Below are 25,457 nucleotides of genomic sequence, written 5' to 3' on the forward strand. Positions count from 1 at the left end.
GGGCCAGCCCCAGGCAGCTTCGGCCGGGTGGCCGGATGTTCCCGCGCCCCGTACGCCCCTAGCGTCGTGCGGGAATCATCCACCTGATCCCGAGGAGCACGATGCGCGTCGCCTCACTGGCCGCCGCCGGTCTGGGCCTGACCTGTTTACTCGCGGGCAGCCCGCCCGCGTCGGCCACCCCCGCCGCCCCCGCCACCCCCTCCCACCAGCGGCTCGTCTGGGGCCCCTGCTCGCCGCAGCAGCAGGAACTGAACGAGGCGGGCGCGCAGTGCGCGAAGGTGACCGTCCCGCTCGACTACTCCGACCCCGGGGGCCGGACCATCCGGATCGCCGTCTCACGTATCAAGGCCACCGCGAAGCACGGGCAGCGACGGGGCGTCCTGCTGTCCAACCCGGGCGGTCCGGGCGGCACCGGACTCGCCAGCACCCTGTATCTGCGGCCCGCGTTGAAGGACGTCGCGGACCGCTACGACCTGATCGGCTTCGATCCCCGCTTCCTCGGCGAGTCCACCCCCCTCACCTGCGACCCCGCCGCCCCCGTGCCCGCGCCCGGACCGGTCACGACCCGCCGCGAGGACTTCGAGCAGTCGGTACGGTCCGCCCGCGACACCGCACGCCGCTGCCAGGAGCACGGGGACAACGCCCGGCTCCTCCCGCACGCCACGACCAGGAACGTCGCCCGTGACATGGACGCGATCCGCGCGGCGCTGGGCGAGCCCGGACTGTCGTACTACGGCGTCTCGTACGGCGCCGATCTGGGCGCCGTCTACACCCAGATGTTCCCCCGCCGCGCCGACCGCATCGTCATCGACTCCTCGACCGACCCGACGGCCACGCAGTACGAACTCTTCCAGCGGGCGGGCAAGCCGCTCGAAGAGGCACTGGACGCCTGGGCCGGATGGGCCGCGCAGCGGGACGGCACCTACCGGCTCGGCAGCACACCGGCCGAAGTCCGGGCGAGCGTCCAGCGGTTGCTCGACGGGGCCGAGCGGCACCCGGTGACCGTCTCCGGCGTCCGGCTCGACGCGCCGGTGCTGCGGCTGGTGCTGAGGCAGCTCATCCAGCACGAGGAGTACGACCCGGCGCTCGCCGGTACGGTGCGGGACCTGGTCGACGCCGCCGCGGGCAGGCCGGTCGAGCCCGGCCCGGAGCTCGCCGCCATGCTCGAACTGCTCGCGTCGCCCGAGCTGGCGGACAGCATGCTGGGCGGAACCCTCTTCATGTGCGGCGACCGCGGCTGGCCGGCCGGCGGCTGGCCGGGGAGCCCGGAGACGTACTGGCGGAACATGGAACGCAGCCGCGCCGCCCAGCCCGTCTTCGGCCCGCTCGTCAACAGCATGATTGCCCCGTGCGCGTTCTGGACGAGCACGTCCCGCGAGCCCGCCACGGTGATCGGCAACGACGTACCCGTGCTGATGCTCCAGGCCCGGCGCGACAACAACGTCCCCTACGAAGGGGCCTTGGCCCTGCACCACCGCCTGACCGGTTCACGGCTGGTGACGGCGGACATCCGCTCGCACGGGGTGTACGGGCGCGGACTCGACGGCCTCACCCCCGTCCCCTGCGCCGACAGAGCCGTCAACAGCTATCTGCGTGACGGCACCCTCCCCGCCGCCGACCTGACCTGCGCCCGCACCGGGGAGGCACGGTGATCAGCAGGCGTACGGGCCTGGCGGCCACGGCGGCGGCCCTGCTCACCGGGGCGGCCGCCCCCGCGGCGTCGGCCGCCGCGCCCCGCCACCGCCCCGGGCTCCGCAACCGCCTCCAGAGCGATGTGGACGCGATCCTGGCCACCGGGGCCACCGCCGTACTCGCCGAGGTGCAGAGCGCCCACGGCCGGACGACGGCCCGCGCCGGCTCCGCCGACCCGAGGGCCCCGCACCACCCGGTCCCCCTCGACGCCTACTACCGGATCGGCAGCGACACCAAGACCTTCACGGCCACGCTCGCCCTCCAACTGGCCGGCGAGGGGCGGCTCGCGCTCACGGACACCGTCGAGCGGTGGCTGCCGGGCGCCGTACGGGGCAACGGCAACGACGGCCGCAGGGTCACGGTGGCCAACCTGCTGCGCCAGACCAGCGGGCTGAACGACTACCTCGCCGTCTCACCGGACGCGGCCGATGCGTTCACCCCTGACGGCTACCGCCGGTCGCGGTTTCGCACCACGGACCCCGAGGACCAGCTGAAGGCGGCCCTGAGCCGGCCGCCCCTGTGGGTGCCGGACGCCGAACACCCCGCCCGGGAGCGGCGCTGGGGTTACTCCAACACCAACTACGTGGTGGCGGGCCTGATCATCGAGCAGGTGACCGGCAACCCCTGGGCGCAGGAGGTCCACGACCGGATCATCGAACCCCTGGGCCTGCGCCACACGTTCACACCGGGAACCTCCCCGTACGTGCCCCGCCCCACGGCCACCGCGCACACCTGGTTCCCCGGCTGTGCCCGGCCGGTCGACACGTCGCTCGCCTCCGGCGGCGGGGCGGACAGCTCCGTGATCAGCACCACCCACGACCACGGCGTCTTCCTGCGCGCCCTGATGAGCGGCCGGCTGCTGCGCCCCGCCCAGCTGGCCGCGATGAAGGAGACGGTCGCGGCCGAGGACTGGAGTGCGGCGCCGGGGGTCCGCTACGGACTGGGCATCGCCTGGCGGCCGGTGGCGGGGAGCAGCGGCGGGATCTGGTTCCACGGCGGAACCCATCTGGGGATCGTCTCCGAGAGCGGGGTGACGCCGGACGGCGCGCGGGCCGCGACCAGCGCCACGTTCACGCTGCGGATGGGCGACCCGGCCCAGGGCGCCCAGGACGCGGCCGCGCTGCGGCTGGTGGACAGGGCCCTGACCGGCTAGGGCGTGCCTTGCGGCCTGCCCGGCTGGACCGTGCCCCGCGGCCTGTCCGGGCGGGTCGCCCCGTCCGGACGGGCCGCGTCGACGGGCCGGTGCTCAGCCCGCGCCCACCGACACGGCGAGCGTGCCGAGCCCGCCGCCCGGTCCGCGCAGGGCGACCGAGCCGAACGGGGTGCGCAGCCGCAGCCAGGATCCGGCCCCGAGCAGGGCGACCGGGAAGTCGGGCGCCGGCCGGAGGAAGCCGAGGGACTGGGCGGCGTGGACGGCCCGCAGCGGAAGTCCGGTGGCGTCGAGTGTCCGGGACCAGATCTCGCGGCCGATCAGGTCGCGCTCCGCCCGGGTACGGCGTTCCTCGGGCAGCGCCTCGTCGCGGGCGCGGAACTCCGCCACCGCCGCGGTGACCGCCGTGCGCAGGGCGACCGGATCGGGCAGGCCCGGCAGTTCTCGCCAGCCGCCGCGGGGCGGGAGGACACCCGTCCACGGCGGTCCGGTGACCGGTGCGGGCAGGGAGCCCGAACCGGCTGCCGCGCCCTCGGCGTCGAGGGATTCGAGGAGTTCACCCGCGGACACCGTGGTGTCGAAGTCGTGCGATCCGGCCAGCCGCGCCGCCCGGATCGCCAGGACCTCGAACGACGGCGGCCTGCCGAACACGGCCAGCGCGCCGCCGCCCGCCTGCATCCGCACCGCGGCGGCCCGGTCGTAGTGGAGCAGCCGGCCGAGGAAGGCCGCGAGATCCGCGGCCTCCCTCGCGTCGGCGAACTCCAGCGACCGTACGGGCACCGTCATGCTGCGGCGGGCTCCTCGGCCAGGTACTGCTGGAGGAAGAGCTTCTCCTCGGCGGAGATCCGCCGGGGCCGCTCCTCGGCCAGGTTGTACGGCACGACCACGGTCGAGGCCCGTACGTACACCTGGTCCGGGTCCTTGATCTCGTACGCGATCGTCAGCGAAGCCGCGCCGATCTTCGTGACCCACGACTCGACGGTCACCGGCTCGTGCCGGTGGACCAGCGGGCGCACGTAGTCGATCTCGTGCCGGGCCACGACGGACCCGCCCGAGAAGGACGGCGAACCGTCCCCCGGCGCCAGCCGGAACATGAAGTCGATGCGCGCCTCCTCCAGATAGCGGAGGAAGACCACGTTGTTCACGTGGCCGAAGGCATCCATGTCCGACCAGCGCAGGGGGCAGTTGTAGATGTGACGTGCCAAGACGATCAGCCTCGCGTGAGCTTCTTGTACGTGGCACGGTGCGGGCGTGCCGCGTCCGCTCCGAGGCGGTCGACCTTGTTCTTCTCGTACGACTCGAAGTTGCCCTCGAACCAGTACCACTTGGAGTCGCCCTCGTACGCCAGGATGTGCGTGGCGACGCGGTCCAGGAACCAGCGGTCGTGGGAGATGACCACAGCGGCGCCCGGGAACTCCAGCAGGGCGTTCTCCAGCGAGGACAGGGTCTCGACGTCGAGGTCGTTGGTGGGCTCGTCGAGGAGCAGCAGGTTGCCGCCCTCCTTGAGCGTCAGCGCCAGGTTGAGGCGGTTGCGCTCACCACCGGAGAGGACACCGGCCGGCTTCTGCTGGTCCGGGCCCTTGAAGCCGAACGCGGAGACATAGGCCCGCGAGGGCATCTCGACCTGTCCGACGTTGATGTAGTCCAGCTCGTCCGAGACGACGGCCCAGAGGGTCTTCTTCGGGTCGATGTTGGCGCGGGACTGGTCGACGTAGGAGACCTTGACCGTGTCGCCGACCTTGATGGAGCCGGTGTCCGGGGTCTCCAGGCCCTGGATCATCTTGAACAGCGTGGTCTTGCCCGCGCCGTTCGGACCGATGACGCCGACGATGCCGTTGCGCGGCAGTGTGAACGACAGGTCGTCGATGAGGACCTTGTCGCCGAAGGCCTTCGAGAGGTTCTCGACCTCGACGACGATGGAACCGAGCCGCGGGCCCGGCGGAATCTGGATCTCCTCGAAGTCCAGCTTCCGCATCTTGTCCGCCTCGGCCGCCATCTCCTCGTAACGGGCAAGACGCGCCTTGGACTTGGTCTGCCGGCCCTTGGCGTTGGAGCGGACCCACTCCAGCTCTTCCTTGAGCCGCTTCTGGCGCTTCTCGTCCTTGCGGCCCTCGACCTTGAGGCGCGCGGCCTTCTTGTCGAGGTACGTGGAGTAGTTGCCCTCGTAGGCGATGGCGCGGCCGCGGTCGAGTTCGAGGATCCACTCGGCAACGTTGTTCAGGAAGTAGCGGTCGTGCGTGACGGCGATGACGCAGCCCGCGTACTTCGAGAGGTGCTGCTCCAGCCAGTTCACCGACTCGGCGTCGAGGTGGTTGGTGGGCTCGTCGAGGAGCAGCAGGTCGGGGGCCTCGATCAGCAGCTTGCAGAGCGCGACGCGGCGCTTCTCGCCACCGGAGAGGTTGACGACGGGCCAGTCGCCGGGCGGGCAGCCCAGCGCGTCCATGGCCTGCTCCAGCTGGGCGTCCAGGTCCCACGCGTTGGCGTGGTCCAGGTCCTCCTGGAGCTTGCCCATCTCCTCCATGAGCGCGTCGGAGTAGTCGGTCGCCATGAGCTCGGCGACCTCGTTGAAGCGCTTGAGCTTGCCCATGATCTCGGCGGCGCCGTCCTGGACGTTCTCCAGGACCGTCTTCGTCTCGTCGAGCTTCGGCTCCTGCATGAGGATGCCGACGCTGAAACCGGGCGACAGGAACGCGTCACCGTTGGAGGGCTGCTCCAGGCCCGCCATGATCTTCAGCACCGTGGACTTACCGGCACCGTTGGGCCCCACGACACCGATCTTCGCACCGGGCAGGAAGTTCAGGGTGACATCATCAAGAATCACCTTGTCGCCGTGCGCCTTGCGCGTCTTGCGCATGGTGTAGATGAACTCAGCCAAGAGAAACCGTCCGGCAATCGATGTGTGGGCAGATACACCCCATCTTGCCTGACGGCCGTCCCGGGACGGAAACCCAGTCCGGTCCGCGGTACGTCCCGTCCCGTCCTCCGGCACCCGTCGGCCCCCGCCCTCGGGCATGCGACGGCCCCGGTACGCGTCCGCGTACCGGGGCCGTCATCAGGCAGGTGTGACGCTCCGCCTGCCGTTCGTCACTCCGCTGTCGGTGGCGTGGTCCTGCCGCGACTACTGGGCGGAGGTCTGCGTCTTGCGCCTGCGGAGGAGGAAGACCGCGCCGCCGCCGACGACGACGAGGGCGATCGCGACGCCCGCGATGACCGGGGTGGCGCTGGAGCCACCGGTCTCGGCGAGGTCACCGGAGCCACCGGTCGAGCTGCCGCCGACCGTGGCCGGGGCGGGCTTGTCCCCGCCGGTCTGGGTGTCGGTGCCGCCGGCGCCGCTGCCGCTGGTCTTGCAGTCGAGGACGCCCTTGAACGTCTCCGAGAAGCCACCGGGGCCGGTGACCGTGATGTCGTACGCCTGGTCCTCCGCGACCGGGACGGTCACGGTCTCGGACTTGCCCGCCTCGACGGTGTGCTTCGCCCCGGCCAGCTCGAAGGTGAACGCCTCGTCGCCCTTGTTGCTCGCGGTGACGTCCACGCCGCCCTTGGCGCAGTTCTTCTTCGCCGAGACGGCCGGGATGGCGCCCTGCTTGGCCCAGGTGCCGGTGGCGGTCGCGGAGACCGTGGACTCGCTGGAGCCGGCCAGGATCATGGTCTGGCTCTTGGTCACCCCGGCGAAGGCCCGGCCGACCGGCACCGAGGTGGTGGCCTGGACAGTCAGCGAGGCGGAACCGTCGGCGGCGCCCGCCGGGACGTCGAAGTAGAGCTCGGCACCGTTGGCGGCGGCCGTCACGGGCTTGCCGCTCTTGTCGGTGACCTTGACACCGCTGGCGGCGTCGGCGGGCGGAGTCACGGAGACCTGGCTCGCGTTGGTGCGAACGGTGACCGGCCCGAGCCGCTCACCCGACTTGCCGGAGACCGCGGCCGGGTCCAGGGCGAGGGACGCCTTGGGCTCGGCCTGGTCGGTGGCGTTGTGCTCCAGCCAGTCGGCGAGCTTCTCCGCCTGCCCGTCGGCCGCGTCGATGTCGACGTTGTCCGAGTAGCGCCAGATGGCGACCTGGGTGCCGGCTGCCGCGGTCTTCTCGGTGAGCGGCCCGGTGCCGGCCTGCTTGGCGAGCGCCGCGAGGTCGTCGACCTGCGGGTAGGAGTGCTCCAGGATCCAGCGGATCTTGCCCGCGTTCTTGTTGCTGCCGAGCGAGGTCTGGTTCCAGGGGGTCTCCAGGTACTTCGCCTGGTCCTGGGTGGGGTTGTGGATGTCGATGCAGTACGTCTTGAGCTTGCCGCCGCCGTCGACGGTCATCTCGAAGAGTCCGGCGGGCAGCTCCTGGTTCCTGCCGCCCGAGTGGAGCACGGCGCGGTCGTAGGTCTTCAACCCGTCCAGGACCGCCGCCGCGCCACCTTGATGCTGCGGCGCCTCGTCGGCGACCGCGCTGCCGGCGCCGACGAGGGCGCCTGCCATGACAAGACCGGACGCCATCACCGACGCGGCCAGCCGGGCCATGCCCTGCCGCCGTGGAGAATCGGCCGCCCTCGTGGACGACGAAACGGTCGCTGAAGAAGCAGAAAACACAGAATTCCCCTCCGGGCGGGACCCTCCGCGCCTGATGCGCGTGTGGGGACTGTCCCGCCAGTCGACTCAAGTGCCCCGTGAGTACGGGGGAATCCTAAGGAGGAAGAGATGAACAATCCCCCCTCATACCGTCGTACAACCATTCCGAATCGGAATCGTTATCGCCGGTATCGCGCGCGGCGTCTCGACGCCCCCCGATCCGACTCCCCGTCAGATCTGCCCCCCGCTCCCGTTCGGTCAGGACGCCGACGCAAGCTCCTGACCGCGTTTCTGACGTCCCGTCGGGCGCTGCGCTCGCTGCCGTCCGACCCGTTCCGGCTGTTCGGCCCGGTCGGCCCGACCGGGCCGACCGCTCCGCTCGCCTCCCCCCTCCTGCTCGTCCCCCTCGGCCCGTGGCGCTTCGCGCGAACCACCCGGCCGCGCCTCGCTCGCCTCGCTCGCCTCGCTCGCCTCCCGCGCTTCCCGTGCCTCCCGCGCCGCGCCGCCCGACCAGTCCGGCTCGTCCGAACGCACCTGACCGTCGCCCTGGTCCACCGCGCCGCCCGTGCTCCCCGCGCGTGCCATCGCCCCCGGATCGCCCCTCGTCACACGCCGGAACGCGGCCGTACCCCGTGTCAGATCGTGGCCCACCGCGACCGCCTCGATGTCCACGGACGTCCGCCACCGGCCTTCCCGTTCCTCCTCGCGCACCTTCAACCTGCCGTGCACGACCAGCGGTTCTCCGACGGAAATGGAGCCGGACAGATTCGACGCCAGGGTCCGCCAGGCCCACACGGTGTAGAAACTGGTGTGTCCGTCCGTCCAGAACTGTTTTTCGCGGTCCCAGCGGCGCGGCGTCACCGCGAACCGGAATCGCGCCATTCCGCCGGTCGCGGTCTCCCTGAACTCCACGCCCGTCGCCGCGTTGCCCACCAGTGTCACCAAGGTGTCGTTCATGACTCCGCCTCCCCTTCGGCCTTCGGTTCCGGTGACCGCACCCGCGCGGTCACCGAATCCAGGTTGAAGGAGAGGCGGAATTCCCGCTGACGCCTGTGGACTATCCGGCAGTTGTGGAAAACTCCGTCACCGCCACGTACCGCTCGCGCACTTCGCGGTACCGCACGAGTTCCGCAGCCACCGGATCGAGCACCCGCGCCCGCCCACAGGCCGCCGCCGCCTCGCGCAACTGCCGCTCCGCCTCCTGCCCGTACCGTCGCGCCGGTCCCCGCGCCGCGGCCGCGCACGACCACTCCACCAGCGGTCCGCCGACGACCCCGGCCAGCATCACCAGGGCGGGCGTGAGGAAACCCGGTTCGAGTACGCCGACGATCTGGCCGACCAGCCAGAGACCGCCGAAGATCTGCAGCAGCGTCATCGACGCCTGTGCCAGCACGGCGGCGGGCCACCACCTGGGCCGCGGCGGTTTTCCGCCCACCCGACCGCTGTGCGCCACACCGCAGGCCCCGGCCACTCCCGTCGCCATGACCGTCGCACCGCCCGCACCCTGCACCGCCCCGCCGCCCGGCCCGCCCGAGGAGCAGCTCGCCGTCCGCCCGCGTCCGTCCTCGGCGCCGGCCTTCTCCGCCAGCTCGTCGAGCGCCTCCGGCAGCCCTTCCGCACCGTTCACCGCGGCCTCCCGGACCGCCTGGGCCCAGGGGCCGGGCAGCCCGTCGGCGGCCTCGTCCGCCACCGTCCGCACCGCCTGTTCGACGCGTTGCCGGGCGGTGAGCTCCTCCTCGGGGGGCGCGGGCCGCACGGGGCACTCCAGGCTTCCGGGCCGCCGGGTGGACTCGTACCAGCGCCACAGCCGCAGCCACGGCGTGCCGCACGCCCGTCCGGCGTTCCTGCGCCACTCACGCTCGGCGGCCTGGCCCGCCGCGGCCGCTCCGACGGCCTCCGCGAGCCGGTCGGCGAACTCCTCGCGGGCCCGTTCGCCGAGTCCGGGCCGCCCTTCGGCGACGTAGACCGGACGGAGCCTGGCGGCGGCGGCGTCCACATCCGCGGAGAGCCGGCGCGCGGCCGCCGTGCGCCCCTGGACGAAACGGCCGAGCACCTCGCGCAGTTCGCCGACGCCTTCGCCGGTGAGCGCGGACAGGGACATGACGGTGGCTCCCGGTTCGCCGTGCTCGCCGAGCGCCATGCCGTCCTCGTCGAGCAGCCGGCGCAGGTCGTCGAGGACCAGGTCGGCGGCGTCGCCGGGCAGCCGGTCGATCTGGTTGAGGACGACGAAGGTGATCTCGGCGTGCCCGGCGAGCGGCCGCAGGTAGCGCTCGTGCAGGGCCGCGTCCGCGTACTTCTCCGGGTCGACGACCCAGATCACCGCATCGACCAGCGCGAGCACCCGGTCGACCTGCTCACGGTGTCCGGGCGCCGCCGAGTCGTGGTCGGGCAGGTCGACGAGGACGAGTCCCTGGAGCGCCTCGTCGGCGTCCGTACCGCCCTGCTGCGGCCTGCGCCTGAGCCGTCCGGGAATGGCGAGCCGGTCCAGGAGCCCGGCGGCCCCGTCGGTCCAGGAGCAGGCGAGGGGGGCGGCGGTGGTCGGCCTGCGCAGCCCGGTCTCGGAGATCTGGACTCCCGCGAGGGAGTTGAAGAGCGTCGACTTGCCGCTGCCGGACGCCCCGGCGATGGCGACGACGGTGTGCCGGGAGGAGAGCCGCCGCCGGGCCGCCGCTTCGTCGAGCACACGCCCCGCTTCCGCGAGGGTGGCCCCGTCGAGCCTGGCCCTGGACAGCCCGACGAGTTCGCGCAGCGCGTCGAGCCGCGGCCGGAGCGGGCCGCCGGACAGTACGTACGCCTCGACCTGGGGCGGTCGTGCGTCGTCGTCCCGGGCGGTCCCGGTTTCGGGGTCCGACTCCTTGGCGGCCGCGCGCCGGGCGATGAGCCCGTCGTTCCAGCCGCCGCCCGCCTCCGGCACGCCGGCGCGCCCGCCGGGCGTCCTCCCCCGGCCCGGGTGAGCGCGGTCCTCGTGAGGTGCGGGACTCTCGCCCCGGCCGGTCCCCTCGTCAATGACGGCAGTCATCGCTGCCACCTCTCCTTCTGCAGTACGGACAGCGCGGCAATGAGTTCGGCCTGCGGCTCGGGGGCGACGTCGAGTGCGTCGAGCGGTGCGAGCCGCCGGTCGCGCTCGCCGTCCAGCACCCGGTCGAGGCAGCCGGTGAGCAGTGCGCCGCCCTTGTCGCGCAGCCGCAGCGCGCCCTGGGCGCCGATCCGTTCGGCGAGCTGCTCCCCGGCGCCGCGGGTGCGCCGGCCGCCGAGCAGTGCGGCGGCCAGGAGCGCCACCACGGTCCCGGTGTCGGGTGCGGCGCTGCGTTCGAGCCGGCGCACCTCTTCCTCGGCCAGCTCCTCCAGCACCCGCCACCACCGCCGTACGGCCATGGTGACGCGGCCCCGGATGTCCTCCGCCGGTCCCCATCCGCCGGCCTCCCGGCCGACGTCCTCGAAGCCGAACACCCCGGCCGCGGGTTCGCTCCGCCAGGTCGTGCGGATCTGCTCGTCGGCGGCGGCCACGGCGCACTGCAGTAGTGCGGCAAGACTCTCCACCAGCGCTTCGAGGAGTTCCTCGGAGGTGCTGTAGAGCGGGTATCCGCGCCACCGGGTGCGGGCGTCCCCGGCGAGCACCCCGCCGTTCCGCAGCCGCCGCCGGACCCGGGCGCCTTCGGCGCGGTACGCGTCCTCAACCACACCGGTCAGCCGCACGGCCGCCGCGTACTGCGCCGCAACGGCCCCGGCCAGCGCGGGCATCCGCACGTCCAGGGAGTCGATGACCCCCGCCGCCGTCCGCCCGACCGCCTGCTGGCGGGCGGCCGGGTCCTGGGCGCGGTGGCTGAGCCAGGCCCGCAACGGGGCGACCGCGGTGGTGGGCAGCAGCCCGCTGCCGCCGCCGGCCGATTCGGGCAGCTCGGGAATGGTGAAGCGCGGCACCTCACCGAGGCCCGCCTTGGTGAGCAGCGCCCCGTACTGCCGCGACACCTCGGCGATCACCTGGTGCGGCACCCGGTCGAGGACGGTGACGAGCGAGGCGTCGTACTCCTTGGCGGTGCGCAGCAGATGCCACGGCACCGCGTCCGCGTACCGGGAGGCCGTCGTCACCATCACCCACACGTCCGCGGCGCAGATCAGCTCGGCGGCCAGGACCCGGTTCCGTACCACGAGCGAGTCGATGTCGGGCGCGTCGAGCAGTGCGAGCCCGCGCGGCAGCCCGGTGGCCGTCTCGACGCGCAGTACGGTCCCGTCCTCCTTCCCGGTCCCGTCGAACCCGTCGGGGCCGTCGCACCGGCCCGGATCCCCGGACTCCTCGGGCGGCAGCCAGACCCTGGTCAGCTGCGGCAGCACGCGTACGCCCGCGAACCAGTGGTGATCGTCCGGGTGGCAGACGAGTACGGGCGTCCGCGTGGTCGGCCGCAGCACCCCGGCCTCGCTGACCAGCCGCCCCACCAGTGAATTGACGAGCGTCGACTTCCCGGCTCCGGTGGACCCGCCGATCACCGCGAGCAGGGGCGCTTCAGGATCCCTGAGCCGGGGAAGCAGATAGTCGTCGAGCTGGGCGAGCAGCTCGCTCCGGGTCTGGCGGGCGCGCGGGGCCCCCGGCAGCGGAAGTGGGAGACGCACGGCAGCGACACGGTCGCGCAGGGCGGAAAGTGCGTCGATGAGCTGAGGCCGTACGTCCAAGGTCACCACATGCGAAGAATGCCCAATTTTGGAGCCTTTTTGAAGCGTATAGCCACCTCTGCGCGCCGGTTCTCCCCTCAGGACGGAGTCGGGACAGAGGGGACGAGTGGGGCGCAGGCATAACGAGTGCACAACACCCGGGGCGCGAGGCGTCAAAAGCGATGCGCGAATCCCACCCACCTGCGATTATCGGTTCGCTTCACCGAACCTCCACATCGTGCCACGCAGGTGAAGCAACCGGGTCGAGGCGTTCGGAGCCCTATCCTTGTCCCGGCAGGTCACCGACCGGCCAGGCCCCAGGGCTCCAGGCCGCCGAGGCCACCACCCGGCCCCCGTAGCTCAGTGGATAGAGCAGGCGCCTTCTAAGCGCTTGGCCGCAGGTTCGAGTCCTGCCGGGGGCGCGCTTACACGCACCGCACGCGTTCGGCCCTCCCTCCGGGAGGGCCTTTTTGCTGGTCGAGGCACGTTAGCGAACGCGGCGTAGTGGCAGCGTAAGACCTGACAGGCTCCCTGACGGGCCGGGGTGCCCCCTGTTGTCATTTCAGCGCCACGCCGTCACCCTGCCGCGTCCTGTTGCGGAAGGCCGGGGAAGGCCGCGGAAGGCCGCGGAAGGAACGGTGGGGGTGGGGGCCGCGCCCGCAGCGACCGTCAGGACCGCAGGAACGTCAGGACCGCCGGCACCCTGCGGTGGGTCTCCTCGGCCGGGGGGAGGTCCAGCTTGGCGGGGGCGCATGGCCTCACCGTAGGAGACGGTCCCGGGACCGTACATCCGTGCTGCCCGAGTCCGGGGGGGTGGAGCCTGCCCCACCCCCCGGACCGGGAAAGGGTCAGCGGTTGAACGACGAGCCCAGCTCCGCGTCCGTTCCCACCGTGCCCAGCGTCCCGTGGCCGAACGTGGACGAACCCTTGGCCGTCACACCGGACGCCGTGGTGGGGAAGACCCACAGGGAGCCCGCGTGCGCGTTCTCGCCGGGGGCGCCGACGATCAGTTCGGTGCGGCCGTCGCGGTCGGCGTCGACCAGCTTGGCGGCGGCGCCGAACCCGTCGTCCGCCTCGGCGACCCCGGGGACGTTCGCCGTGTCCTGGTTGAAGCCCACCGTGCCCGCGCCGGTGGGGCCGGACGCGGTGCCGGGGAGGACCAGGACCGAGCCCGCGTCCTTTGTCGTGCCGAGGTCCTCGTGGGGGACGCCGACGGCGATGTCGCCGTAGCCGTCACCGTTCGTGTCGCCGATCGACACCGCCGCGCCGAATCCGTCGGACGGCTCGGCGACACCCGGGACACCCGCGCTGTCCTGGTTGAAGACCTTCGCCCGGTCGCCCCGCGGGCCGGTCGCGCTGCCCGGAACATAGGTGATCATGCCGCCCTTGGCGAGCGGTGTGTCCAGGTCGCTGTCGTAGCCGTCGACCGGGCGGCCCACGACGAGGTCGGCGTATGCGTCGCCGTTCACCTGCCCCGCCGTGATGGTCTCGCCGGCCTGGAGACGGGAGCCGTTGGCCCTGTTGACGACGGTGCAGTTCCCGCTGAGGCCGGTCGCTCCGCCGTTGCGGACGAGGATGCGCCGGGCGTCGTACTCGTCGCCGTCGTGGACGACACCTGCCAGATCGTCACGGCCGTCGCCGTTGAAGTCGCCCGCGGTGATGTCCATGTAGCGCAGATCGTCCATGTCGCGGATCTCCCTGACGGGAGCGGCCGTGCTGCCGTCGCGCTTGAACGGGCCGGACAGAACCTGGATGTTGCTCATCCCGAGGGTGACGATGTCCATGGCGCCGTCGCCGTCGAAGTCGCCGACGGCACTCTTCCCGCCGATCTCGTCGTACGCTTCGTTGCCCGTCAGGAGGGTCGCGCCACCCGACAGCCCGTGCGCCCCGCCCCAGATCACGGTGAGCGAACCGGCGGACTCGAACGAGCCGGCCTTCTCCTTCCTCGCACCCACCACGAGGTCGCTGTACCCGTCCTTGTCCAGGTCGGCGGAGACCATCGAGCTGCCGAACGCGTCACCGGCCTCGGCCGTGTCCGGGATTCCGGGCGAGTCCTGGGTGAAGACCTGCTTGGTGGAGGTCTGCGGACCGCTCCGGGAGCCGTACACCACACCCACGTACCCGGCCCCGGCCCTGCCGCCCACGGTGGCTCCGGGCGCGGTGAACGCCACGTCCGGGTAGCCGTCCCCGTTGAAGTCGTCGCGTGGCGGAGCCGGGGCGGGCGCGGTCCTGGTGGAGGACGCGGTTCCGGAGGGGGACGCGGAGACCGTCGCGGGGGTGGGCGTCGATGCCTGGGCGGTGGGGAAGGTGATCACAGCGGTCGCCACGGTGATGGCGAGCACGACGGCGGTTCCGAGGGCGCGGGATGCCACGTGGACTCCTTCGTTCGGGGAATGGGGGGGTTGGGAGGACTTTCCGGGTGTGCGCGGGGGTGCTTTCGGGGGTGCGCGGGGGTGCTTTCCGGGTGTGCGCGGGCCAATGGCGCCGCACCCGTGCTGTGCAGACTCAGACCGGCCGCCACGCGCGGGGGTTGCGTCCCCGGCCCGGACCGTCACAGCTCCTCCACGCGGAGGGGCGGCTCCTCGTACAAGGGCAGGACGACAGGAAGAACGTCGACACGTTCGACTTCTGATTCCGGGCAGGTTCCGAGGGGCTTGGGGACGGGCACGGGGCCGCGCCGGGCCGCACGTCCGCCTTCGGGCCGGCCCCCGCACGGGCGGGAACCGGCCCGTGCGCCTATGCGGCGGCGACGGCGAGCAGCGCGAACGCGGCGAGGGACAGGGCCGTCCGGATCCGGTGAAGGCTGTTCCAGCGGGCCTCGAACGCCTCGCGGGCCGCCCCGTCGTCACCTCCCTCGGACTCCGCGAGCGCCTTGTTCAGCGGGATGTTCCCGGCGATCGTGACCAGGTGGCTGCCGATCGCGCAGACCAGCGCGGCCCCGGCGAGTGCCCGCCCCGCGCCGTCGCCGCCGGCAACGGCCGCAGCGGCCGGGAAGGCGATCACGCCCAGGAAGAGGACCAGGAAGACCGGTCCGGGCACCTTCTCGTTGAAGCGCCGCATCGCGGCCGTGAACCGCTCGTCCGGCAGTTCCGCGATGCCGGGCATGACCGCGGTCAGGAACGTCAGCAGGAAGCCCGCGTAGAGGCCGGTCGTGAGGACACCGAGCGCCAGGAGCAGGGCGGGAAGTGAGGACATGGCACATATCTTGGCGTCGGCGGGCGGGCCGCGCAGCCGGCTTGCACAGATCCGCGCGGCCCGCCCTTGTCCTTCCCGGCCGTCCCTCTCGCCCGCCGGCGCTCCCCCTGACCCGTGGTCGCCCCGCCGCCCTTGAGCCGGTCCGCCTGCCCGATCGCGGTCGCGGAGGGCCGAGCTCAGGACACGATGTCCTTGCGGCTGAACCCCCGGAAGGCGAAGGCGAACAGGATCAGGGCATACGTCACCGAGACCGCCGCGCCCTTCGCCATGCCGCCCCACTCCAGTTCGGGCTGGAGCGCGTCCGCCCAGGCGAACTGCCAGTGGGCGGGCAGGAATTCCCGCCAGGAGCCGAGGGCGGTGACGGCGTCCAGCACATTGCCGACGATGGTCAGCCCGACCGCCCCGCCGACCGCGCCCAGCGGGGCGTCGGTCTTCGTCGACAGCCAGAACGCCAGCCCGGCGGTGACCAGTTGGGAGACGAAGACGAACGCGACGACGAGCGCCAGCCGGGGCACGGTGTCCGAGGCCGTGAGCGCGCCGCCGGTGGGGAGTTCGAGCGGCCCCCAGCCGTACGCGACGGCCCCCGCGGCCAGTGCGACGAGCGGCAACAGCACCATCGCGGCCAGGCTGAAACCGAGCGCCACGACGAGCTTGCTCCACAGCAGCCTGGCCCGGGGCACCGGCGCCGCCAGCAGATAGCGCAGCGAGGACCAACCGGCCTCGGAGGCGACGGTGTCCCCGCAGAACAGCGCCACCGGGACGACGAGCAGGAACCCGGCGGACACGAACAGGCACGTCGCGGCGAAGTTCGCCGCGGACGCGGTCGCCGTGTCCATCAGGGTCAGCCGGTCGCCGCCGCCCCGCGAGGACGGCGTGCCGCCGATCGCGAACGCGGCGATCAGGATGAACGGCAGGGCGGCCAGCACCCCGCCCATGAGCAGGGTGCGTCGCCTGCGCAGCTGGCGTACCGCCTCGACGCGCAGCGGCAGGGTGCGCCGGGCCCGGTAGCCGGGGGCCTCGGCCACGGGCGTGGCATCGGCTTCGGTACTCATGCGGAGCCTCCGGAGATCAGGGTGAGGAACGCGTCCTCCAGGCGTCGGTGCGGTCCGACGCCGGTCAACGGCACGTCCAGCCGGACCAGTTCGGCGATCAGCTCGGGCGAGGTGGCGCCGTCGAGCCGTACGAGCAGCCCGCGGTTGTCGTCCGTACGGACCGCCGAGCCGATCCCCGGCAGTGCGGCGATCTTCTCCACGAGGGGGTCGGCCACGTCGCGCGCGCTGGTGACGAGCAGCATGTCGCCGGAGCCGGTGATCTCGGCGACCGGGCCCGCCTGGACGAGCCGGCCTCGGTCCATGACCACGAGGTGGGTGCAGGACTGCTCGACCTCGGAGAGGAGGTGGCTGGAGACGATGACGGTCCGGCCGCCGGCCGCGTACCGGATCATCACGTCGCGCATCTCGCGGATCTGGGGCGGGTCGAGTCCGTTGGTCGGTTCGTCGAGGATCAGCAGGTCCGGCATGCCGAGCATGGCCTGGGCGATGGCGAGCCGCTGCCGCATGCCCTGCGAGTACGTGCGGACGGCGCGGTCGATGGGGTCTCCCCTGCCCGAACGAAGTCGAGAGCTCGGGGAAGCGTCACCGAGCCCGGCGATCTCCAGGGCCTCCTCCATGTACGCGTCCTCGGCGGGCCGTCCGGTGGCCTGCCAGTACAGCTCCAGGTTGGCGCGCCCGGACAGGTGCGGCAGGAAGCCGGCGCCCTCGACGAACGAGCCGACGCGGGACAGCACAGGCGCACCCGGCCGGATCGCCTGCCCGAAGACGCGGATCTCGCCGCCGTCGGGCGTGATGAGGCCCATCAGCATGCGCAGGGTCGTCGTCTTGCCCGCGCCGTTGGGTCCGAGGAGCCCGAGCACCTGCCCCTTCTCGACCCGGAAGGACAGTTCCTTCACCGCGTACCTGTCGGCGGACTTGGCGTACTTCTTCGACAGGCCGGTGATCTGGAGGGGCACGTCGGCGAGCGCCGGGTCGGGTGCGGGGGCCGCGGTGCGGCGGCGGGCGGTGAGCAGCAGCGCGGCGGCGATCACCGCGGCGGCGGCCGGGAGCCCCCAGGTCCACCGGGGCAGGGGGGCCGCCGCGGTCTTCAGGGCGGGGGCGGTGGGGACGGTGAGCGGGCCGGCGGGGGTCACGGTGTACTTCGTCGGCTCGGCGGGTGAGGCGTAGCCGAGGTCGGTGGCGGACAGGACCAGGCGGAGCCGGTGTCCGGCGTCGAACCGGTGGTCGATGGCGGGGAGGGTCAGCCGCACGGCCCTGCCCTGCCGGGACGGCGGAATGCGGATGGGCGCGACCAGTTGGGAGGGCAGCACCTGCTGCTTGCCGTCCGGTGACACGTCGTACACCTTGCCGAACAGCACGGCGTCGCCCCGCTCCGCGTCCACGCTCACCCGCACGGCCGGGGAGCCGGTGACGCGCAGGGACGTGTCCAGCGGTGCCGAGTCGTAGCGGGCGTACTGCCCGGGGAAGTCGAGCGAGAGGCCGACGCCGAGGGACGACAGCCGGGAGAGCCCGCCGCCGATGCCGGGGACGGCCGAGACCGCGGGCGGGCCGGCCCCGGCGGGGTTGCGGAACGTCTGCGTCCGCCGCCCGAGGCCGATCGTCTCCTCTCCGCTGCTCAGCCCGGGGTACGTGTCGCTGCTCGCCCCGCGCGTGAGGGCGGCCCCGTCGGTGGAGTCGATGCCTCCGGTGCGGGTGACACGGAATCCGGGCCCGGTGTCGGCGCCCTTGTCGTCCTTCAGGTACCGGTCGAACCACCGGCCGATCCGCTGCCTCACCCGGTCGGTCTCCAGGTCGCCGCCGTCGTGCCCGCCGGCGATCCAGTCGACGGCGACGGGCGCGCCGTTGCCGCTGATCGCCCTGGCCATGGCGTCGGCCTGGCCGAGCGGGAAGAGGGAGTCGGACTGTCCCTGCACGATGAGCGCGGGCACCTTGATGCGGTCGGCGACGGCGCTCGGGGAGCGTTCGGCCAGCAGCGCACGCGCGGCGGCATCCGGTTTCCCGCTGACGGCGACCCGTTCGTACATCGCGCAGAGCCGCTCCTCGAACTTCTGGCAGCCGCCCCCGGTGGTGACGAAGATTCCGGCCCAGAGCTTCTTGAACACCCCGTCGGGGAACAGGGCATCGGCCAGGTTCCAGTAGGTGATCTGCGGTGCGATGGCGTCGACGCGCCGGTCGTACCCGGCGGCGAGGAGCGAGACGGCTCCGCCGTAGGAGGCCCCGGTGACCCCGACCCTGGGGTCGCCCCGGGCGTCGAGCTGCACCTCGGGCCGGTCGGCGAGCCAGTCGATCAGCCGGGACACGTCCTCGACCTCGCGGTCGGGGGCGTTGAGCGAGATCTCCCCGCCCGACTTCCCGAACCCGCGGGCGGACCAGGTCAGTACGGCGTACCCGGTGGCGGCCAACTGCTCGGCCTGCGCCCGCACATCGTCCTTGCTGCCGCCGAACCCGTGCCCGATCAGCACGGCCGGCCTGCGTTCCGTGCCGCCGGTGGTGAAGTACGAGGTGTCGAGGGACACCCCGTCGATCCGCATCATCCGGTCCTGGCGGTGCACGGTGGGCCCGCGGTCGCCGGCCGCGGCGGCGGTCCAGGTCCCCGCACCGGCCAGCACGGCGAGCGCCGCGAGGCCCGCGGCCCATCGGCCGCGGTTGCGGGGCAGCAGCCGTCGCCACCGGGACGTACGCGCATCAGGGGTCTCCATGGTTCCCGACCCTAAGCGGACCGCCGCCGTGCGCGGGCAGTCGGCAGGGGGAACTCTCCGGCCTCCCCGGGGTGTACGCCGTCCCCGCGCGTACTCCGGACGCGGTATGCGGCGCCGTTCGGGCGGGCGCGTCCGGCGCGGCCGTGGAATCCGATCGCGGGAGCCCGCGCAGGCTGGCACCCTGCCGACATGAATCACGCAGAGGTACTGCTCATCGGCGGGCGCGCGGGCGTAGGCAAGACGACCGTGGCCTGGGAGGTCTCGGCGCGGCTACGGGCCGTCGAGGCGGCGCACGCGGTCGTGGAGGGCGACCTGATGGGCCAGGTCCACCCGGCGCCGGAGGGCGACCCGCACCGCGCGGGAATCACCGAGCGCAATCTGACGGCGGTCTGGTCCAACTTCGCGGAACTGGGCTACCGGCGCCTGATCTACACGAACACGGTGAGTGTGCTGCCGGAGTCGGCGGTGATGTTCGAGCGCGCGATGGGGGCGGACGTGCGGATCGTGCGCGTCCTGCTCACCGCCTCCGACACCACGACGTACGGCCGGCTCTCGGGGCGCGAGATCGGTTCGGAGCTGGACCGCGAGGTGGCGAACAGCGTCCGCAAGGCCCGGCTCCTGGACGAGCGCGCACCGGCGGACACGGTCCGGGTGGCGACGGACGGGCGGAAGGTGACGGACATCGCGCGGGAGGTGGTGGCCGTCACGGGGTGGGGAGACCCGATGGGGCCGGGCGTCCCGCCGGGGTCCTGAACGGTTCACATGGTGTTGACGATGAGGCCGATGTGGGTGAAGTAGTTGAGCCCGCCGAAGAGCAGGAACGCCAGTCCGGCCAGGCCCCAGACGACTCCGACGACCGGGCTCATCCAGCTCCGGGGCCGGTGCAGCACGAAGGGGAACAGGAGCGCGCCGATGCCCACCAGGACGTAGAGCCCGGACATGAAGCTCGCCTCCAGCATCGGCCACTGCGCGAACTCCCCGGAGATGGGTTCCTCGGGCGGCGCGGCGAAGAGGGTGTACTTCCAGCCCGCGGCGGCGATCCCGAAGCAGGCGAGCCCGAGGCCGAACACGAAGACGGAGATGGGCGAGGCGACGCGGGCCGTACGGACGATGCGCTCGGCGCTGTTGAGTTCGGGGCCCCGCTTCCAGAGGTAGAAGGAGGCGGTGAGGAGGAAGACGCCGAAGGCGAGCGCCGGTTCGCCGAAGATGATGTTGTCGAACGGGAAGCCCTGCCCGGCGAGCGGCCAGGTCAGGGTCATGTGAAGCCCGGTGGTGACCAGGGTGAAGCCGATGGCTCCGAACGCCAGCACCCAGCCTTCGGGGGTGATGGTGCGGCCGGGCGTGAGCAGTTGGCGGCCCAGCGCCACCACGAGCAGCAGCCCGGCACCGGCGGCCACCGACATGATCGTGTTGTACGTCGGCATCCTGGCCCAGTCGATCTTCAGGCCGGATGCCGCCAGGGGAATGGCATGGTGGATCATGCACGGAGCGTATCGCCGGATATGCCCCTTATCGGGTATTAGCCCTCTTGGCCGAGTCGCGGTCGCGGGCCGCGGCCACGGGCCGTGGAGCCGCAGCCCGGGGCGGAGGCCGCGTCCCGCCGTGAACGACGGCGCCACTGGCAGCAAGCGGGCCTCGGCGCTGCGCGCCGGTCACCTGCCCGTCGGCTCACGGCGTGACACATGCGGGGGTGGGTGTCACGTTCCCGCGCGACCCGGCACCTGTCACCCGTCACCTGCCGCCTGACACCCGGCACCCGGCACCCGGCGTCCTACCACTCACCCGTCCGCCAACCCCGCACGCGACCACACCCCCGCGACCTCCGGCGCATACGGCGATTCCTGCGGCAAGTGCTTCGCCGCGTCGTCGAGCCGTCCGGCCGACACCAGTTCACGGATCTGCCGGGCCAGCGGGGTGACATCACGGATCGAGACCGTCCACTCGTCCGCGTACCGCCGCGCCGCCCCACCGGCGAGGCCGAGTTGGAGGGAGCGGTACGGAAGCCGCTCCAGACGCAGATCGCGCTCGGGGTCCCACTGGACGCGGGCCGGGCTGCGGCGCAGGTCGCGTCGCCAGGTGGCGCGGTCGGGGTGAACTCCCGCGACATAGTGGGAGAGTTCGGAGTTCGCCAGGGCCCAGTCGAAGCCCTCGCGGGTGATCTCGACCGCCAGGACGGTCTCCTGGCCGTCCTTGGTGGCCCAGCCGCAGCGGTACATCATCCACAGGAAGCTCGGCTTGATCCACGTCATGCGGTCACGCTTCCAGACATCGGGGAAGCGCCCGTCGCGCGCGGCGGGAAGGCCGATGGACGGGGCGTACGCCTGGTACACGGTGAGGGTCGTGTCCGTGTACTGGGCGCGGATCTCGTGCTGTGGGCTGGTCAGGGCGCTCATGGCCTCATCACAGCACCGGTCGGGCCGTCGCCGCGAGCGAGTTGCCGGCGCCGTGCGGACCCGGAACGTCATCGCCAGGGGCTGACATTCGTCATACGGACCTCGGTACACGCGGCTCTGCCGGGCACCGGGCCCCGACGGCCAGTCTGTACGTATCGAGAGCGGGGCCGCGAAGGCGCCCGCCGATACGGGAGAGGAACCCGTCATGAGCAGCCCGGCCGCCACCGCCACCGCCCCTGTCGCAGATGCTCCGGTCGCCGCCGCCCCGTTCGCTCCGCGCAAGGCGCTGCTGGACAGCATGGTGCCGCTGCTCGTGGATGTGGGGGTGCCGCTCGTCTCGTACTACGCGCTGAAGGCGGCGGGCACGGGGACGTTCGCCGCACTGGCCTGGAGCAGTGTGGTGCCGGCCGTGCGCACCGCGTGGGGTGTCGTGCGGAAGCGCCGGCTCAACGGACTGGCGGCGCTGATGGTGACGGTCAACGTGGTCGGACTGCTGACGAGCCTGGTGGTCGGTGACCCGCGGCTGATGCTCGCCAAGGACAGCGGGGTGAGCAGCGTCATCGGGCTCGTCGTCCTGGTGACCGCGCTGAAGGGGCAGCCGATGATGAGCGCGGGGGTGCGGCCGTGGCTGGTCAAGGGGGATGCGGCGAAGGACACCGCCTGGCAGCGGCTCTCGGCGGAGTCGGCGGCGTTCCGCCGGGCGGAGACGCGGTTCTCGGCGGTGTGGGGTGCGGCGCTGCTCGGTGAGTGCGTGGCGCGGACGGCTGGGGCGTACACCGTGCCGGTCGGGACGATGGTGTGGCTCGGCACGGTGGTCATGGTCGCGACGATGGTGTTCGCGTTCCTGGTCTCGGGCCGGGTGGGCGCCGTTCCGATGGAGCGGATGATCGCCGAGGCGGTCGGCGCCGGGAGGGCCGCCGCCGGTACCCGGTGACGCCGGGGGGCGGTCCTGAGAAGAAGAGATAAGCCGGATATCCGAACCATGGCCGAGAACGGCGGCCGGGGGGCGACGATTACCTGGGAGGTAATTGAGGCAGCCGTGCACCGGTCATTACCGTCCCCCTATGGGCATGCGTTCCTCCGAAGACGACGGCGTCCTGGGGCTGCTCCTACGTGACCTGCGGCGCCAGAAATCACTCAGCAAGCAGGTGCTTGCCGAGCGAGCCGGCTTTTCCCTGAACCATCTGAGGAGAATCGAGGCCTGCGAGCAGACGCCCGACGCCGAGACGGTTCTCCATATCGCCCAGGTACTCGGGCTGCCGCCCTCGCACCGGCAGCAGCTCGTCGACCGCGCGACCGCGGCGGGGAGGCTGCGCTGGTACGAGAGCGTTCCCCCCTTGCCGGATGATGCCCGCCCGGTTCTGGAGAAGGTGCTGACCGGTCATGAGCCCTATCCGGCCATGGTCACCGACAGCTGCTGGAACATCGTGGCTCTCAATCACACGATGGAAATGCTGATGAGTGATGTCGCCGGTCATCTCCTGGCGCCCGCCAATTTCCTCCGCATCATTCTGCACCCGGACGGGCTGGCGCCGCATCTGACCAATCTCGCCCAGGTGAGATACCACGTCACACGCATGTTGCGGCGATGGAGCGCAATCACGGGGGATGTCCGTCTACGGGAATTGGAGGATTCCATAGCCGGTCTTCCCTCGGGACAGGACGCGGAATTCTCCGGGTCGGAGGAGGCCGTATTCGACGGTTCGGGGGAGGCGGACCGGCTGCTCCTGCCCATCGAGCTGTACCGGGAGGGGCACCTCCTGACCTTCTTCCACATCGTCACCTCGTTCGGAGAGCGCCCCGGCACCCTGTTCTCCGATCTCCCCTCCGGGCCATTGAGCGGCATCGCGCTCGAATCCTTCCTGCCGGCGAACACCGAGACCCGGGTCCTCCTCGGTTCGCCCGCCCCGGTGTTCCCCGATGCCGGGAGCGCCTCCGGGCCCACTCAGCACACACCTCCAGGTCAGCAGCAGCACGACAACGAAAGGAAGACCTCATGACGTCGTCCCAGAACGCGGGTACGGTCCCGGCGACGGGCGCCGCCCGTTCCGACAGCCTCCTCCGCTTCGCCCTCGTGGCGGACGTGGTCCTGACCGGTGCGAACGGCATCGGCTACCTCGCCCTCGCCACGGTCCTGGACTCGTTCCTCGGCGTGCGCCTCTCGGTGCAGTACCCGGTGGGCGTGTTCCTCACGGTGTACGCCCTGTGGGTGCTGGTCGTCTCCCGCCAGGAGAACATCAACCGCGGCGCGGTCACCGTCATCATCACCATGAACGTGGCCTGGGCCGTGCTCAGCGTCGCGACAGTCGCCATGGACGCCCTGACCGCGACGAGCATCGGCAACGGGTGGATCGTGTTCCAGGGCCTGGTGGTGGCGGCCATGGGTGCGCTCCAGTACGTGGGCCTGCGGCGCATGTGACAGTGCGCCGGGCCGGGACGGGCCGGACCGGCGCACCATCAGCGGGACGTCAGGGTCATGTCAGGACCCTCTGGCAGACTCTTACTTGTGAACGGGACGGGAAACCGGACCGGGAACACGGAGAGGTGCCCGGAGTGGTTTATCGGGGACCGCGCGCAAGCAAGGTCGGGCCCGCAAAGGCCCACGCAGGTTCGAATCCTGCCCTCTCCGCAGCACGCAGCAACGGATCCGGCCCTGCACTCCATCAGGAGCAGGGCCGGATCTGTCTGATTTCCCGCTGCGCGGCGGCAGACCGCATTACCCGTCTAATCTTGTGGGGCGTGCAGGATGACATCCAGTGTCACGGCAGACAGCATCGACTTCGACAACACGCTCCGCGCGGTCGCGGAGTTCGGCGACAATCCCAGCGGATTCCTGGCCCTCAGCAGCGGTAATTCCCGCTTTTCGCTGCCGGGGCTGCCCGGAGTGATCGCGTACCGGACCTCCGGACCGTATCTGGTCCAGTTCGGGGGTCCGTTCTCTCCCCCGGACGCCGCGGGCCGGCTGCTGAAGGGCTTCCTTGAGTTCGCCGCCGCCCAGGAGCGCCAGGTCGTGTCGGTCCAGCTCCAGCGGGCGGAGACCGGGCTGTACGCCGAACACGGCTTCACCGTGAACCAGGTGGGCGCCTCGTACGCCATCGACCTGGCCGAATTCAGCCTGCGCGGCACGCGCTTCATGCAGCTGCGGAACAAGATCGCCCGCTCGTTCCGGGCCGGGCTCACCGTGACGGAGAGCCCGCTGGCGGAGTGCGCGGAGGCGGTGGCGGAGGTCGACCGCGCCTGGCTGGGCAGCAAGGGCGAACACGCCAAGCCGCTGGAGTTCCTGGTGGGTGAACTGGGCGGCGAGGCGCAGTCGCTGCGCCGGCTCTTCGTGGGCCGGATCGACGGCAAGCCCGTCGGATACATCTCCTACTCCCCCGCCCACGGCAGTCGCAGCGGCTGGCTGCACGATCTCAGCCGCCGCCTTCCGGACAAGGTGCCGGGCATCATGGAGGCCATCAACAGGACGGCCATCGACACCTTCACGGCCGAGGGCGCGGACTGGCTGCACTTCGGCTTCACGCCGTTCACCGGGCTGGACGCGGAGTGCGAAGTGCCGGGCGCCAGCCGGGGGTTCGCCTGGTTCATGCGGTGGCTGCTGGCCAACGGAGCCGCCGTGTACCCGGCTCAGACCCAGCTGGCGTACAAGCAGAAGTGGGCACCGCTGGTGCTGCCGGAGTACGTGGCCTTCCAGGGCGAGGCCCGGCTGAGCGGGCTCCTCCACATCTTCAAGGCCGCCAACGCCATTTGAGGAAGCCGCGCGGCCGTACGACCTCGACCGGCCTGATCCGAATTGATCCGACCTGACCTGATCGGACCTGATCCGATCCGACCTGATGCGATCCGAGACCCGGGAGCTTGCCATGGGACCGACACCGGAGCAGTTGGAGGCCGCCGAAGGCCAGCTGCTGAACACGTTCTTCGGCCTGGCCGGCGAACCGGACAGCGATGCCGCCGCCGCGGCGGCGGACCGCGCACTGGCGGAACTGGACGCCCTGCTGGCCACCGCGCCCGAGGAGGCGTCCGTCTGACGGCCACCCCCGCACACGGCGGAAGACCCCCGGGCCCTCGGGCCCGGGGGTCTTCCGC

At 72.0% G+C, this 25,457-nt stretch carries 20 protein-coding genes, 2 tRNA genes and 2 pseudogenes; 10 read left to right on the forward strand and 14 right to left on the reverse strand.

Translation table 11 applies throughout. From position 1 onward, the window contains the following. The first annotated feature begins 101 nt into the window (after window positions 1–101). Together ACFVT1_RS39010 and ACFVT1_RS39015 are read left to right on the forward strand one after the other, a co-directional pair. On the forward strand, window positions 102–1,652 hold the full coding sequence (locus tag ACFVT1_RS39010; RefSeq protein WP_389805020.1) for an alpha/beta hydrolase: 1,551 nt from the start codon (window positions 102–104) through the stop codon (window positions 1,650–1,652). After that, window positions 1,649–2,845: a serine hydrolase domain-containing protein gene (locus tag ACFVT1_RS39015; RefSeq protein WP_389805023.1), complete on the forward strand. Its 1,197-nt coding sequence runs from the start codon at window positions 1,649–1,651 to the stop codon at window positions 2,843–2,845. Before ACFVT1_RS39010 ends, ACFVT1_RS39015 begins: the two co-directional genes overlap by 4 nt. Window positions 2,846–2,938: 93 nt before the next feature. Here the strand turns inward: ACFVT1_RS39015 and ACFVT1_RS39020 are convergent, their stop codons facing one another. From ACFVT1_RS39020 to ACFVT1_RS39050, 7 genes and pseudogenes are all read right to left on the reverse strand, one after another. Then, entirely contained in the window at window positions 2,939–3,628 is a 690-nt protein-coding gene (locus tag ACFVT1_RS39020; RefSeq protein ID WP_389805026.1) for a hypothetical protein, read from the reverse strand. Continuing rightward, window positions 3,625–4,047 carry a thioesterase family protein gene (locus ACFVT1_RS39025; protein ID WP_266361441.1) on the reverse strand — a complete coding sequence of 141 codons (423 nt, stop codon included), beginning with the start codon at window positions 4,045–4,047 and terminating at the stop codon, window positions 3,625–3,627. Before ACFVT1_RS39025 ends, ACFVT1_RS39020 begins: the two co-directional genes overlap by 4 nt. A gap of 5 nt (window positions 4,048–4,052) precedes the next feature. After that, complete coding sequence (gene ettA, locus ACFVT1_RS39030; RefSeq protein ID WP_389805029.1) at window positions 4,053–5,717, reverse strand: energy-dependent translational throttle protein EttA; 1,665 nt, start codon at window positions 5,715–5,717, stop codon at window positions 4,053–4,055. 243 nt (window positions 5,718–5,960) lie between these two features. Then, window positions 5,961–7,337 carry an LAETG motif-containing sortase-dependent surface protein gene (locus tag ACFVT1_RS39035; protein ID WP_389805031.1) on the reverse strand — a complete coding sequence of 459 codons (1,377 nt, stop codon included), beginning with the start codon at window positions 7,335–7,337 and terminating at the stop codon, window positions 5,961–5,963. A 639-nt stretch (window positions 7,338–7,976) separates the two neighbouring features. Next, window positions 7,977–8,342 (reverse strand): annotated as a pseudogene (locus ACFVT1_RS39040) (single-stranded DNA-binding protein); the annotation flags it as partial. A gap of 100 nt (window positions 8,343–8,442) precedes the next feature. Further along, a complete protein-coding gene (locus ACFVT1_RS39045) occupies window positions 8,443–10,404 on the reverse strand; it encodes a GTPase (protein WP_389805033.1) in 1,962 nt (653 codons plus the stop codon). Further along, complete coding sequence (locus tag ACFVT1_RS39050; RefSeq protein WP_389805068.1) at window positions 10,401–12,053, reverse strand: dynamin family protein; 1,653 nt, start codon at window positions 12,051–12,053, stop codon at window positions 10,401–10,403. The genes ACFVT1_RS39045 and ACFVT1_RS39050 overlap by 4 nt, the downstream gene beginning before the upstream one ends. A 328-nt stretch (window positions 12,054–12,381) precedes the next feature. Here ACFVT1_RS39050 and ACFVT1_RS39055 point away from each other — a divergent pair. Then, window positions 12,382–12,454, forward strand: a tRNA-Arg gene (locus ACFVT1_RS39055). Between the two features lie 247 nt (window positions 12,455–12,701). Here the strand turns inward: ACFVT1_RS39055 and ACFVT1_RS39060 are convergent. From ACFVT1_RS39060 to ACFVT1_RS39080, 5 genes and pseudogenes are all read right to left on the reverse strand, one after another. Continuing rightward, a pseudogene (locus ACFVT1_RS39060) lies at window positions 12,702–12,776 on the reverse strand (DNA-binding response regulator); the annotation flags it as partial. Window positions 12,777–12,880: 104 nt separating this feature from the next. Continuing rightward, entirely contained in the window at window positions 12,881–14,404 is a 1,524-nt protein-coding gene (locus ACFVT1_RS39065) for an FG-GAP-like repeat-containing protein (protein ID WP_389805036.1), read from the reverse strand. 364 nt (window positions 14,405–14,768) lie between these two features. Further along, a complete protein-coding gene (locus ACFVT1_RS39070) occupies window positions 14,769–15,227 on the reverse strand; it encodes a DUF1772 domain-containing protein (RefSeq protein WP_389805039.1) in 459 nt (152 codons plus the stop codon). 176 nt (window positions 15,228–15,403) lie between these two features. Next, window positions 15,404–16,279 carry an ABC transporter permease gene (locus ACFVT1_RS39075; RefSeq protein WP_389805041.1) on the reverse strand — a complete coding sequence of 292 codons (876 nt, stop codon included), beginning with the start codon at window positions 16,277–16,279 and terminating at the stop codon, window positions 15,404–15,406. Continuing rightward, entirely contained in the window at window positions 16,276–18,978 is a 2,703-nt protein-coding gene (locus ACFVT1_RS39080) for an alpha/beta fold hydrolase (RefSeq protein WP_389805044.1), read from the reverse strand. Before ACFVT1_RS39080 ends, ACFVT1_RS39075 begins: the two co-directional genes overlap by 4 nt. Window positions 18,979–19,167: 189 nt before the next feature. Here ACFVT1_RS39080 and ACFVT1_RS39085 point away from each other — a divergent pair, with 189 nt between their 5' ends. Then, a complete protein-coding gene (locus tag ACFVT1_RS39085; RefSeq protein WP_389805047.1) occupies window positions 19,168–19,731 on the forward strand; it encodes a hypothetical protein in 564 nt (187 codons plus the stop codon). Window positions 19,732–19,736: 5 nt separating this feature from the next. Here ACFVT1_RS39085 and ACFVT1_RS39090 read toward each other — a convergent pair whose 3' ends face one another. After that, entirely contained in the window at window positions 19,737–20,459 is a 723-nt protein-coding gene (locus ACFVT1_RS39090) for a DUF981 domain-containing protein (protein ID WP_389805049.1), read from the reverse strand. 297 nt (window positions 20,460–20,756) lie between these two features. Then, window positions 20,757–21,371, reverse strand: a complete 615-nt coding sequence (locus tag ACFVT1_RS39095) for a DUF4291 domain-containing protein (protein ID WP_389805052.1) — start codon at window positions 21,369–21,371, stop codon at window positions 20,757–20,759. 205 nt (window positions 21,372–21,576) lie between these two features. Between ACFVT1_RS39095 and ACFVT1_RS39100 the strand changes: the two genes are divergently transcribed. The 6 genes from ACFVT1_RS39100 to ACFVT1_RS39125 all read left to right on the forward strand — a co-directional run bounded on the left by ACFVT1_RS39100 (window position 21,577) and on the right by ACFVT1_RS39125 (window position 25,399). Further along, window positions 21,577–22,305 carry a VC0807 family protein gene (locus tag ACFVT1_RS39100; protein WP_389805054.1) on the forward strand — a complete coding sequence of 243 codons (729 nt, stop codon included), beginning with the start codon at window positions 21,577–21,579 and terminating at the stop codon, window positions 22,303–22,305. Window positions 22,306–22,435: 130 nt separating this feature from the next. Further along, on the forward strand, window positions 22,436–23,371 hold the full coding sequence (locus ACFVT1_RS39105; protein WP_389805057.1) for a helix-turn-helix domain-containing protein: 936 nt from the start codon (window positions 22,436–22,438) through the stop codon (window positions 23,369–23,371). Then, window positions 23,368–23,790: a hypothetical protein gene (locus tag ACFVT1_RS39110; protein WP_389805059.1), complete on the forward strand. Its 423-nt coding sequence runs from the start codon at window positions 23,368–23,370 to the stop codon at window positions 23,788–23,790. Before ACFVT1_RS39105 ends, ACFVT1_RS39110 begins: the two co-directional genes overlap by 4 nt. A gap of 119 nt (window positions 23,791–23,909) precedes the next feature. Next, window positions 23,910–24,000, forward strand: a tRNA-OTHER gene (locus ACFVT1_RS39115). A gap of 117 nt (window positions 24,001–24,117) precedes the next feature. Beyond that, window positions 24,118–25,119 (forward strand): phosphatidylglycerol lysyltransferase domain-containing protein, encoded by a 1,002-nt coding sequence (locus ACFVT1_RS39120; RefSeq protein WP_389805062.1) that lies wholly within the window; start codon window positions 24,118–24,120, stop codon window positions 25,117–25,119. 112 nt (window positions 25,120–25,231) lie between these two features. Beyond that, window positions 25,232–25,399 (forward strand): ABC transporter ATP-binding protein, encoded by a 168-nt coding sequence (locus ACFVT1_RS39125; protein WP_389805065.1) that lies wholly within the window; start codon window positions 25,232–25,234, stop codon window positions 25,397–25,399. The last annotated feature ends 58 nt before the right edge of the window (window positions 25,400–25,457 follow it).

Source organism: Streptomyces sp. NPDC057963 (genome assembly GCF_042887155.1).
Classification (GTDB): Bacteria; Actinomycetota; Actinomycetes; order Streptomycetales; family Streptomycetaceae; genus Streptomyces.

Bases quoted from the DNA above. Each gene is read 5' to 3' on its own strand.
- ACFVT1_RS39010 (WP_389805020.1), top strand. From the start codon at position 102: ATGCGCGTCGCCTCACTGGCCGCCGCCGGTCTGGGCCTGACCTGTTTA.
- ACFVT1_RS39020 (WP_389805026.1), bottom strand. From the start codon at position 3,628: ATGACGGTGCCCGTACGGTCGCTGGAGTTCGCCGACGCGAGGGAGGCC.
- ACFVT1_RS39035 (WP_389805031.1), bottom strand. From the start codon at position 7,337: ATGGCCCGGCTGGCCGCGTCGGTGATGGCGTCCGGTCTTGTCATGGCA.
- ACFVT1_RS39045 (WP_389805033.1), bottom strand. From the start codon at position 10,404: ATGACTGCCGTCATTGACGAGGGGACCGGCCGGGGCGAGAGTCCCGCA.
- ACFVT1_RS39070 (WP_389805039.1), bottom strand. From the start codon at position 15,227: ATGTCCTCACTTCCCGCCCTGCTCCTGGCGCTCGGTGTCCTCACGACC.
- ACFVT1_RS39075 (WP_389805041.1), bottom strand. From the start codon at position 16,279: ATGAGTACCGAAGCCGATGCCACGCCCGTGGCCGAGGCCCCCGGCTAC.
- ACFVT1_RS39080 (WP_389805044.1), bottom strand. From the start codon at position 18,978: ATGGAGACCCCTGATGCGCGTACGTCCCGGTGGCGACGGCTGCTGCCC.
- ACFVT1_RS39085 (WP_389805047.1), top strand. From the start codon at position 19,168: ATGAATCACGCAGAGGTACTGCTCATCGGCGGGCGCGCGGGCGTAGGC.
- ACFVT1_RS39090 (WP_389805049.1), bottom strand. From the start codon at position 20,459: ATGATCCACCATGCCATTCCCCTGGCGGCATCCGGCCTGAAGATCGAC.
- ACFVT1_RS39095 (WP_389805052.1), bottom strand. From the start codon at position 21,371: ATGAGCGCCCTGACCAGCCCACAGCACGAGATCCGCGCCCAGTACACG.
- ACFVT1_RS39100 (WP_389805054.1), top strand. From the start codon at position 21,577: ATGAGCAGCCCGGCCGCCACCGCCACCGCCCCTGTCGCAGATGCTCCG.
- ACFVT1_RS39105 (WP_389805057.1), top strand. From the start codon at position 22,436: ATGGGCATGCGTTCCTCCGAAGACGACGGCGTCCTGGGGCTGCTCCTA.
- ACFVT1_RS39110 (WP_389805059.1), top strand. From the start codon at position 23,368: ATGACGTCGTCCCAGAACGCGGGTACGGTCCCGGCGACGGGCGCCGCC.
- ACFVT1_RS39120 (WP_389805062.1), top strand. From the start codon at position 24,118: ATGACATCCAGTGTCACGGCAGACAGCATCGACTTCGACAACACGCTC.
- ACFVT1_RS39125 (WP_389805065.1), top strand. From the start codon at position 25,232: ATGGGACCGACACCGGAGCAGTTGGAGGCCGCCGAAGGCCAGCTGCTG.